The organism is Paracoccus halophilus (genome assembly GCF_000763905.1).
Lineage (GTDB): Bacteria > Pseudomonadota > Alphaproteobacteria > Rhodobacterales > Rhodobacteraceae > Paracoccus > Paracoccus halophilus.
In genome coordinates this window covers 1-10,444 of record NZ_JRKN01000054.1, presented here as the reverse complement: position 1 = coordinate 10,444, position 10,444 = coordinate 1, and the positions used below count along the sequence as shown (strand labels likewise).

The window sequence follows — 10,444 nt, the reverse complement described above, 5'->3', positions numbered from 1 at the left end:
TGAAAGGCGCTTTTCGCCAAATCGACGCCGATGATGGTAACTTCGTCCATTGCTGTTCCTCCTCTTCTCTATCCCACGGTAGCCCACGAGGCGCGGGAGGGGCATCCACCCCATCAAGGATCGAGCGCAGCTGCCTGTGGGCAACCGGGCCAGATCCTGTGCCGCTGGTCCGAAGAAGATCCTCGGAGGCCCGCCCTGGTGTCAGATGCCACAGATTATTGACTCACGGAGTAAGGTATTGCTGCAGCTGACTGGCAGGACCGTCAGGCACTTCCACCCCAATCGTCAGCCAAAACTGATCCGCCTTGCCACCCGCCGGGCGTCTGCTATTGCGGACATTTCTGCTGTTCGCTGCACCTGCAGCCTCCTCGCCCTTGCCACCCGTGGGGCCGTTCCGAAGGGCGGAGAGCGGTCTTTCGCTGCGCAACCCGCCGATGTCGGCTTTACACCGGCCGGACCTGTAATCGCCCCTATTCTGCTACGCGGCTCTGGAACGAAATTTACCCCAATCGCTGCGGATGTTATACTGTACCGCGACAGGTCTTTTTCCGCCGAACCTGCGCAGTGTCGTGGTCGCGTTGAACTGTTGATGCAATTTTCAGCAACCGTCGAAAAATTGGGCAGCGATGGTCCAGCGGCAACTACATATCGTTCTCGATATTGTATTCAGCTTACTGCAACAGCAATCTGCGATCCAAATGCACAAGAAGCTTTTGATCGTTGTCGTTGAGCCCGATTCCGACCGGGCCAAGTCCATCGTCGATGGGCTTCGTCAAGCTGGGGATCATGAGATTCGTGTGATGGCCGAGCAGGCCGGACTGGCCCGCCAGGTTGCCAGCCTGCAGCCGGATGTGGTGCTGATCGACATGGCCAATCCGTCCCGGGACGTTCTTGAGGAACTGGCATTGGCCTCGGGGCCTTCCGAGCGGCCGGTCGCGATGTTCACGGACAGCACGGATGAGCAATTGACGCGTTCTGCCATAGAGGCGGGAATATCGGCCTATGTCGTCGATGGGCTGCGGCCTGAACGGATCAAGCCAATCCTCGACGCCGCCATCGCGCGCTTTCACATCATGCAACGGATAAAGGCCGAACTGGCTGCGACGCGCGCCGCGCTGGAAGAACGAAAAGTCATTGACCGTGCCAAGGCGGTGCTGATGAAGGTGCGGGGAATCGACGAGGAAGCAGCTTATGCACTGTTACGCAAGGCGGCGATGGATCAGGGCAAACGCCTCGCTGAGATCGCGCAGCAACTGGTCATGGCTGCGGGACTGTTGGGCAAATGATCTCGCTGCGCCTTGGCTATGTGCCCTTGATCGACGCGGCACCGCTGATCGTTGCCCAGGAACTTGGCTTTGCCGCCGAAGAGGGACTGCGGCTGGAGCTGGTGCGATTGGGCGCCTGGACGCAGGCTCGCGACATGCTGGGCGCTGGAATGATCGACGCAGCCCATATGCTGATGCCGATACCCATTGGTCAGGCGCTTGGGCTGGGGCCGCCGCTGCCGCCTATGGATCTGGTGATGTTCATGTCCCAGGGCGGGCAGGTCATCGCGGTCAATCGCACGATCGAGGCGCGGCTGCGCGGGATCGGTTATGGGTTCGATTTTGCCGACCCTCGCGCCGCAGGGCAGGCCTTGCGTAATGTGGTTGCGGCACCTCTGCGCGTGGGTGTCCCGTTCACCTTCTCAACGCATCTGGAGCTGACGGATTACTGGCTGCGGGTCAGTGGCTTTGCGCCGGAAGAGGTCAAGTTGATCACCGTGCCGCCGCCGCGGATGACCGATGCCATGGCGGCAGGCGAGGTGGACATGTTCTGCGTGGGCGAACCCTGGGCCTCTTTCGCGGTTGAACGAGAGGCCGCAGCGCTGTTGCTGCCCGGAACTTCTATCTGGGCTGCGCCTCCGGAAAAGGGCCTTGTCCTGCGGCGCGATTTCACCGCCGTACGCCCGGATGAGACCGGCGCGCTGATGCGGGCGGTCTGGCGGGCGGGGCGCTGGCTGGATCAGCCCGACCAGCGTGGCCTCGCCGCCGAGATCATCTCGCGCGCCGGATATCTGGATCTGCCGCCGGAACTGGCGGACAGGGGCCTGAGCGGGCGTCTGCTGCTGTGTGCGGATGGCGAATTGCGAGAGGCGCCACGTTTCATCGCATTCAATGCGGGTGCCGCCAGTTTCCCGTGGCGCAGCATTGCCGCCCTGATCGCAAAGCGGATCGCGCTGCGCTATGGGAAAGACATTGACGTTGCCATGGCCCGCGCGATGCAGCATTTCCGCACCGATCTTTATCGTAAGCATCTTCGTCCGGCGGGGGCGGCATTGCCTGGTGCGTCCTCGCGGCTGGAAGGAATGCTGGTCGAGGACCGTATGGTCGCAGCCGAAAGCGGGCAGATGATTCTGCACGCCGACGGGTTCTTCGACGGCTTCACATTCGAGCCGCCGGAACAGTTTTCGTCAATAAGCTGATCAAAATTTAGGCAGGCCGCGCGTTTGCCGCATGAATTCTCAGCGCTGGCGCCTCTCGCCTGTCAAAAATTGCTGCTCTGCAGCATTGGTGCTTGCGGCGGCGGCGGCCGGGGGGCGATGTTGAGGCAAGGCTTGGTGCAATGGCGCACCTGCAGTCTGCTCGCAACGATGCGGTATTCTTCATGAAAGCGTGACTGCGGTTCGCCGTTTTGTCCCATTTCCGGCAGGTTTTTGCCGTATGGCCGCGCTTTCCGACAGCCACTGAAACCCAGTTTTGCCATCGGAGCACCGCAATAATGACAACCACATCCCCTAGGGAATCGCGTCAGGCACTGACGCTTTCGACCATCGCCTTCACCATCTGCTTCGCCGTCTGGACGATCTTCTCCATCATCGGTCTGCAGATAAAAGAACAGCTTAACCTCTCTGAAACGCAATTCGGCCTGCTGATCGGGATGCCGATCCTGACCGGATCGCTGGTCCGGCTTGCGCTTGGCGTGCTGACCGACCGGCTGGGCGGGCGCCTTGTCTATACGCTGACCATGCTGGCCGCCGCGCTTGCGACATTCCTTCTGGGCTGGGCCGAAACATATGCGCAAATGCTGATCGCAGCACTTGGCGTCGGGCTTGCAGGAGGGTCCTTCGCCGTCGGGGTCGCCTATGTCTCGCGCTTCTTCGATGGCAGGAAGCAGGGCACCGCGCTTGGCATTTTTGGCGTCGGCAATGTCGGCGCGGCTGTCACGAAATTCGTCGCACCCTTCGTCATGGTCGCCTTCGGATGGCAGGCCACGGCGCAAATCTGGGCCGCGGTGCTGGTCGTTACGGCGATCCTCTTCTGGCTTCTCAGCAAGGATGATCCGGTCACCTCTGCGCGCCATGAAGGCAAGGCCCCGCTGCGCAGTATGAAGGCCGAACTGGCCCCGCTGAAGAATGGGCAGGTCTGGCGGTTCTCTGCATATTACTTCTTCAGCTTCGGCGGCTTCGTCGCTTTGGCTCTGTGGCTGCCGCATTATCTGATCGGGGTATACGGTCTTGGCGTAAAAACCGCCGGCATTGTCGGTGCAGCCTATTCGATCCCGGCCTCGATCTTCCGCGCCTGGGGCGGCATGCTGTCGGACCGCGTCGGCGCGCGAATGGTCATGTATTGGACGCTTTTCGTCTCGGCGGCCTGCGCGGCGATCCTGTCGATACCCGCCGGGGTTTCGGTGGCCATCTTCCTGATCGTGATCTTCATCCTCGGCTTCTTCATGAGCCTGGGCAAGGCCGCCGTCTACAAGCACATCCCCAGCTATTACCCCGACAATGTCGGCGCAGTCGGCGGGCTTGTCGGCATGATCGGCGGGTTGGGCGGCTTTGTCCTGCCATTGCTGTTCGGCTGGCTGAAAGAGGAAACCGGCCTCTGGTCCACCTGCTTCATGGTGATCTTCGTGCTGGTGATCGGTTGCCTGATCTGGATGCATGCCTCGATCCGCCGGATGGATCGTGCTGCCGCGCCGCAAGCCGCCTGACCTGAAGGAGAACGAGCGATGAAAAGGAAACTGGTTGTCATCGGTGCAGGCATGGCCTCTGGCCGGATGCTGGAACAGCTTTTTGACGCGAATCCGGACGCCTATGACGTGACGCTGTTCAACGGCGAGCCACGCGGAAATTATAACCGGCTGATGCTGTCCCCGGTTCTGTCGGGCGAGAAAACATACGACGACATCGTCACCCATGACGAAGACTGGTATGTCGCGCATGGCGTCGATTGCCGCTTCGGGCAGCCGGTGGTCAGGATCGACCGCAAGAACCGCGTGGTTCATTCCAACCATTCCAGCGCGGAATATGATGCGCTTGTGATTGCGACGGGTTCAGCCCCTTTCATCATTCCTGTGGCAGGAAAAGAACTGCCCGGCGTTGTCACCTATCGCGACCTTGAGGATACGAATGCCATGATCGAGGCGGGCATGGCCGGCAAGGATGCCGTCGTGATCGGTGGCGGCCTGCTGGGGCTGGAGGCCGCCGCCGGCATGGCGTCGCGCGGGGCGAAAGTGACCGTCATTCATCTGATGGATCACCTGATGGAGCGTCAGCTGGATCCGGCCGCAGGCTATCTGCTGCAAAAGGATCTGGAAAAGCGCGGTATCACCGTTCACTGCAAGGGCGCGACCAAGGCAATTATGGGCAACGGCCGGGCCGAGGCGGTGCTGCTGGAAGACGGCACCGTCTATCCCGCCGATCTGGTCTGTATGGCGGTCGGTATCCGCCCCGAAACCCGCATCGCCGTCGACGCGCATCTTGAGGTCGAACGCGGGATTGCCGTCGATGACGCGCTGCGGACCAGCGATCCGCATATCTTCGCGCTTGGCGAATGCGTCGAACATCGTCAGCAGCTGTTCGGGCTGGTGGCGCCGCTTTACGATCAGGCCAAGGTGTTGGCGAAAACTCTGCTGGGAGAAGAGGCCGCGTTCCAGCCCGTCCAGACCGCGACCAAGCTGAAAGTCACCGGCTGCGACCTTTTCAGCGCCGGCGATTTTGCCGAGGGAGAAGGCCGCGAGGATATCGTTTTCCGCGATCCGGGGCGCGGTATCTACAAGCGCCTGGTCCTTCAGGACAATCGCATCATCGGCGTCGTCATGTATGGCGACACAGTGGATGGCAACTGGTTCTACGGGCTGATGAAGGAGGGCACGGATATAGGCGAGATGCGCGACACGCTGATCTTCGGTCCGGCCTATCAGGGGGGTGCCGCACCGGACCCTATGGCGGCCGTTGCAGCATTGCCGCCTGAGGCGGAGATCTGCGGCTGCAACGGCATATGCAAAGGCACGATCGTCGAGGCCGTCCAGAACGGCGCGACCACGCTGGATGCGGTGCGCGCAACCACCAAGGCCAGCGGTTCCTGCGGCACCTGCACCGGACTGGTGCAGCAGGTCATGGCCTTTACCCTTGGCGGTGACGTGGCCGAGGCCCCGGAAGGCATGTGCAAATGCACCGATCACACGCATGAGGATGTGCGCCGCCTGATCAAGTCGATGGGTCTGAAATCCATCCCCGCCGTCATGCAGGAACTGGGGTGGAAATCGGTCGGCGGATGCCATTCCTGCCGTCCGGCGCTGAATTTCTATCTGCTGGCCGAATGGCCGCTGGAATATCGGGACGACCGCCAGTCGCGGTTTGTGAACGAACGCAACCATGCGAATATCCAGAAAGACGGCACCTATTCGGTCGTGCCCCGCATGTGGGGAGGTGTGACCACCCCGGATGAGTTGCGCGCCATCGCCGATGCGGCGGACAAATATAACGTTCCCATGGTCAAGGTCACCGGCGGTCAGCGGATCGATCTGCTGGGCGTGAAGAAAGAGGATCTGCCGCATATGTGGGCCGATCTGAACCAGGCCGGACTGGTCAGCGGTCACGCCTATTCCAAGGGGCTGCGCACCGTCAAAACCTGTGTCGGGTCGGAATTCTGCCGTTTCGGCACGCAGGATTCGACCGGGCTGGGCATCCGTCTGGAAAAGCTGCTCTGGGGCTCGTGGACGCCGCACAAGGTCAAGCTGGGTGTCTCTGGCTGCCCCCGCAACTGCGCCGAGGCGACCTGCAAGGATGTCGGCGTCATCTGCGTGGATTCCGGCTTCAAGATCAGCGTGGCCGGTGCCGCCGGGATGGAGGTGAAGGAAACCGAACATCTGGCCGATGCCGCGACCGAGGACGAAACGGTCGAGATCATCACCGCCTTTGTCCAGCTTTACCGCGAACATGCGCAATATCTGCATCGCCCCTGGAAATGGGTCGCAAAGGTCGGGCTGGACTGGGTGAAGGAACAGGTCGTCGATGATCTCGACAATCGCCGCGATCTGGTCGCGCGGTTCGAGATCAGCCAGTCGGTCTATCGCAAGGATCCCTGGGCCGAGCATTCCACCACCTTGGAGACGCCCAAATGGGCGCCGCTTGCCGATTTCACACTGGAGGCCGCCGAATGACCCATTTCGTCGATATCGGAGCTTTGGATGATGTGCCGAAACAGGGCGCACGGGTGGTGAAGACCGCGCAGGGCTGCATCGCCGTCTTCCGCACCGCGGATGACCAGGTCTTCGCGCTGGACGACCGCTGCCCGCATAAGGGCGGGCCGCTTTCTGAGGGGATCGTGCATGGCAGCTCGGTCACCTGTCCGCTGCATAACTGGGTCTTCGAAATGAATTCGGGCGAAGCGCAGGGCGCGGATGAAGGCCATGTCCGAACCTATCCGATCCGTGTCGAGCATGGCCGCATTCTGATCAGCGCGGGGCTGATGGCCCGCCGCGTAGCCTGAGGAGTTTCAAGATGTCTTACGTGACACCCAGCGATTTCGCGAAAAAGATGGTCGATGCCGGTGAGGCGAAGGTTTTCATGTCCACCAAGGACACGCTGATCCGCGCCTTTATGGCAGGCGCGATATTGGCGCTTGCCGCGGCTTTTGCCGTGACCGTCACCGTCAATACCGGCAATGCGCTGATCGGTGCGCTACTTTTTCCGGTCGGCTTCTGCATGCTTTATCTGCTGGGCTTCGACCTGCTGACGGGGGTGTTCACGCTGGTCCCGCTGGCGTTGCTGGACAAGCGGCGCGGCGTCACCATGAAGGGGATGCTGCGCAATTGGGGCCTTGTGTTCTGCGGGAACTTCGCTGGCGCCTTCACCGTGGCGATCTTCATGGCGATCATCGTCACTTTCGGCTGGTCCGAGGCCCCGAACGAAGTCGGTCAGCGGATCGGCCATATCGGCGAAGGACGGACCGTCGGCTATGCGGCACATGGCGCGGCCGGCATGCTGACGCTTTTTGTCCGTGCGGTGATGTGCAACTGGATGGTCTCGACCGGGGTGGTCGCGGCGATGATGTCGACCAGCGTGTCGGGCAAAGTCATCTCGATGTGGATGCCGATCATGGTGTTTTTCTACATGGGCTTCGAACATTCCATCGTGAACATGTTCCTGTTCCCCTCGGGGCTGCTGCTGGGCGGCGATTTCACCATCGCCGACTATCTGATCTGGAACGAGATCCCGACGGTCATCGGCAATCTGGTCGGCGGGCTGACCTTTGTCGGCGCAATGATCTATGCCACGCATTACAAGACCTCGCCCGAGCTTGACCGGGATGAGCCGGTCAAGCCGCAACCCGCCGTCATGCCCGCCGAATAAAGGGCCCGGACCATGAACATGCAGCCCGCAACCAAACCGATCCGGACGACATGCCCCTATTGCGGAGTGGGCTGCGGCGTTCTGGCCACGCCGCTGGCCAATGGCGGGCTGGCGATCGAGGGCGATCCCGATCATCCCGCGAACAAGGGCCGGCTTTGCGTCAAGGGCGCCGCGCTTGGCGAGACATTGGGCCTGCGGGGACGCCTGCTCGATCCCTATATCCACGGCAAAAGATCGAGCTGGGATCAGGCGCTCGATCTGGTCGCGCAGCGTTTCAGCGATGCCATCGCCAAACATGGGCCGGATTCGGTCGCCTTCTACGTCTCGGGGCAATTGCTGACCGAGGATTACTATGTCGCCAACAAGCTGATGAAGGGCTTTATCGGCAGCGCCAATATCGACACCAATTCAAGGCTTTGCATGGCGTCGTCGGTGGCGGGTCACAAGCGCGCCTTTGGCAGCGACACGGTGCCGGGGCTCTATGAGGATCTTGAGCTTGCCGATACGGTGGTCCTTGTCGGCTCGAACCTCGCCTGGTGTCACCCGATCCTGTATCAGCGTCTGGCCGCGGCACGAGAGACGCGCGGGACAAAGGTCGTCGTCGTCGATCCCCGGCGCACGGCCACCTGCGACATCGCCGATCTGCACCTTGCGCTGAATGCGGGAACGGATACCGTCCTGTTCAACCTGTTGCTGGCGGAAATCGCGCGCCGTGGCCTGATCGATCACGGTTTCGCCGCCAATCTGGACGGGATGGAGGATGCGCTGGCCGCAGCACAGGCAACTCCGCTATCCTCGACCGGTCTGCCCCATGCCGATCTGACCCGCTTTCTGGACCTGTGGACCGCAAGCGAGCGTGTGGTGACGGTCTATTCCCAGGGCATCAACCAATCCGAAAGCGGGACTGACAATGTCAACGCGATCCTGAACTGTCACCTTGCCACCGGCCGGATTGGCAAGCCCGGCATGGGGCCGTTTTCGGTCACCGGTCAGCCCAATGCCATGGGCGGGCGCGAGGTTGGCGGGCTTGCGAATATGCTGGCCTGCCATCTCGATATCGACAACCCGGATCACCGCGACGCCGTCCGGGGTTTCTGGCAGGCGCCGCGTATCGCCGAGAAACCGGGCCTGAAAGCGGTGGACATGTTCCGGGCCGTCGAAGAAGGCAGGATCAAGGCGCTTTGGATCATGTGCACCAATCCCGCCCTGTCCATGCCAGAGGCCGACCGCGTGGCCCGTGCCATCAAGGGCTGCGACTTCACGGTCGTTTCAGACATTGTGGCGCAAACCGACACAACGCGTCTGGCGGATGTGCTGTTGCCTGCGACCGGCTGGGCGGAAAAAGACGGAACCGTCACCAATTCCGAACGCCGGGTCAGCCGCCAGCGCCGTGCTCTTGCCGCTCCGGGGCAGGCGCGGGACGACTGGCGCATCATGGCGGATGTGGCCAAGCGGATGGGCTGGGCCGATGCCTTTGATTGGACGGGGCCTGCGCAGATTTTCGCGGAACATGCGGCGCTTTCCGGCGTGGCTGGCGGGCTTGGCAGCGACTTCGACATCTCGGATTATCGTGCGACGACAGCGCCTGAATATGACAGGATGGAGCCGTTCCTCTGGCCGCAATCTCCGTCGCGCCAGGGTGGGCGCTTTTTCGGAGACGGGCTTTTTCAGACGCCATCGGGGCGCGGGCGCATGGTCCCGATCTTTCCCGCCAACCGGCGGCCGGTCGATATTGCGGCACCCTTCACGCTGAATACCGGGCGCGTGCGCGACCATTGGCACAGCATGACACGGACGGGACGGGCTGCCAGGTTGTCCCGCCATATCGCCGAGCCTTTCCTTGAGCTTCACCCACGCGATGCCGAGCGGCTGGGTCTTGCCCCGGCCGGTCTGGCGCAGGTCGAGAACGAACATGGCCGCGCAATCCTGCGGGTTCTGATCACGGATCGTGCAGCACCCGGCCATCCTTTTGCGCCCATTCATTGGACCGGCGAGACGTCATCGGCGGGTCGTGTATCTTCGCTTGTTCCGGGTCTGACCGATCCGATCTCGGGGCAGCCCGCCCTGAAATCCGCCGCCGTGAATATAAGCGCCTTCCGGGCAGGCTGTTACGGGTTTGCCGTGTCGAAATCAGAGATCAACGCGGCCGGCGATTACTTGGCCATCGCCAAACTTCCTAAAGGCCATCAGGCAGAACTTGCGTGGAAGGAACCCCCCCGTGATTGGATAGAAGAGGCCGCAAAACTTTTCGGCCTGGATACCACGCCAATGATCATGCGTGACCGCCATCACGGGACTGTCCGGCTGGCCTTTCTTCAAGACGGCCGCCTGCAGGCAGCTCTGTTTGTTTCGCCCGGGCCAGTGGCCCTGTCCCGCAGTCATATCGCCGAGGCATTGGACAGCGATCAGACTGCAGACATCCTTGCGGGCAGGCCGGGAGGCGATCGGCAGGACGAAGGCGCTGTCGTTTGCGCCTGTCTTGGAATCGGTGCTAACAGGATCGCGCGCTTCATCGCGACCCGGAAAACAGCTACCCTTAATGAAATCGGCGCTGCCCTGGGTGCGGGGACGAATTGCGGATCATGCCGGCCCGAGTTGAAAAGGATGCTGGCTCGGACTGCAGGGGCAGTTGATCGCTGATCTGATGCGGGTTTGCTGGCGTATTCGCTATTCCCTTGCTTTGGCGTGGATGCGGGTACTTAACAGGCTGCTGAAAAAGGCCGGTCTCGACGCGGTTTTGAGAACATGATTCACTTCCGGCACGGCAGCGGTGGTGAGGGTGACGATGCGTGGGACGGACGAAGCGAGCGAGTCGCTGTTCAGCTA

At 61.7% G+C, this 10,444-nt stretch carries 8 protein-coding genes; 7 read left to right on the top strand and 1 reads right to left on the bottom strand.

All coding sequences use genetic code 11. The annotated features are described in order from the left end of the window. Positions 1-698: 698 nt before the first annotated feature. Together IT41_RS18385 and IT41_RS18380 are read left to right on the top strand one after the other, a co-directional pair. Positions 699-1,286 (top strand): ANTAR domain-containing response regulator, encoded by a 588-nt coding sequence (locus tag IT41_RS18385; protein WP_036744105.1) that lies wholly within the window; start codon positions 699-701, stop codon positions 1,284-1,286. Further along, positions 1,283-2,464: an ABC transporter substrate-binding protein gene (locus IT41_RS18380; RefSeq protein WP_036744103.1), complete on the top strand. Its 1,182-nt coding sequence runs from the start codon at positions 1,283-1,285 to the stop codon at positions 2,462-2,464. Before IT41_RS18385 ends, IT41_RS18380 begins: the two co-directional genes overlap by 4 nt. Positions 2,465-2,526: 62 nt before the next feature. Here IT41_RS18380 and IT41_RS21045 read toward each other — a convergent pair whose 3' ends face one another. Further along, on the bottom strand, positions 2,527-2,745 hold the full coding sequence (locus IT41_RS21045; RefSeq protein WP_139221786.1) for a hypothetical protein: 219 nt from the start codon (positions 2,743-2,745) through the stop codon (positions 2,527-2,529). Positions 2,746-2,760: 15 nt separating this feature from the next. Here IT41_RS21045 and IT41_RS18375 point away from each other — a divergent pair, with 15 nt between their 5' ends. Genes IT41_RS18375 through IT41_RS18355 form a run of 5 tightly spaced genes read left to right on the top strand, consistent with a single transcriptional unit; the run spans position 2,761 to position 10,258 of the window. After that, positions 2,761-3,972, top strand: coding sequence for an MFS transporter (locus tag IT41_RS18375; protein WP_036744101.1), 1,212 nt, complete (start codon positions 2,761-2,763; stop codon positions 3,970-3,972). 18 nt (positions 3,973-3,990) lie between these two features. Then, a complete protein-coding gene (gene nirB / locus IT41_RS18370; protein WP_036744099.1) occupies positions 3,991-6,426 on the top strand; it encodes a nitrite reductase large subunit NirB in 2,436 nt (811 codons plus the stop codon). Further along, positions 6,423-6,755, top strand: a complete 333-nt coding sequence (gene nirD / locus IT41_RS18365) for a nitrite reductase small subunit NirD (protein ID WP_036744097.1) — start codon at positions 6,423-6,425, stop codon at positions 6,753-6,755. The genes nirB and nirD overlap by 4 nt, the downstream gene beginning before the upstream one ends. Before the next feature lie 11 nt (positions 6,756-6,766). After that, a complete protein-coding gene (locus IT41_RS18360) occupies positions 6,767-7,618 on the top strand; it encodes a formate/nitrite transporter family protein (RefSeq protein ID WP_036744094.1) in 852 nt (283 codons plus the stop codon). A 12-nt stretch (positions 7,619-7,630) separates the two neighbouring features. Further along, positions 7,631-10,258 carry a nitrate reductase gene (locus IT41_RS18355; protein ID WP_036744092.1) on the top strand — a complete coding sequence of 876 codons (2,628 nt, stop codon included), beginning with the start codon at positions 7,631-7,633 and terminating at the stop codon, positions 10,256-10,258. The last annotated feature ends 186 nt before the right edge of the window (positions 10,259-10,444 follow it).

Bases quoted from the DNA above. Each gene is read 5' to 3' on its own strand.
- IT41_RS18360 (WP_036744094.1), top strand. From the start codon at position 6,767: ATGTCTTACGTGACACCCAGCGATTTCGCGAAAAAGATGGTCGATGCC.
- IT41_RS18355 (WP_036744092.1), top strand. From the start codon at position 7,631: ATGAACATGCAGCCCGCAACCAAACCGATCCGGACGACATGCCCCTAT.
- IT41_RS21045 (WP_139221786.1), bottom strand. From the start codon at position 2,745: ATGGCAAAACTGGGTTTCAGTGGCTGTCGGAAAGCGCGGCCATACGGC.
- IT41_RS18380 (WP_036744103.1), top strand. From the start codon at position 1,283: ATGATCTCGCTGCGCCTTGGCTATGTGCCCTTGATCGACGCGGCACCG.
- IT41_RS18375 (WP_036744101.1), top strand. From the start codon at position 2,761: ATGACAACCACATCCCCTAGGGAATCGCGTCAGGCACTGACGCTTTCG.
- nirD (WP_036744097.1), top strand. From the start codon at position 6,423: ATGACCCATTTCGTCGATATCGGAGCTTTGGATGATGTGCCGAAACAG.
- nirB (WP_036744099.1), top strand. From the start codon at position 3,991: ATGAAAAGGAAACTGGTTGTCATCGGTGCAGGCATGGCCTCTGGCCGG.
- IT41_RS18385 (WP_036744105.1), top strand. From the start codon at position 699: ATGCACAAGAAGCTTTTGATCGTTGTCGTTGAGCCCGATTCCGACCGG.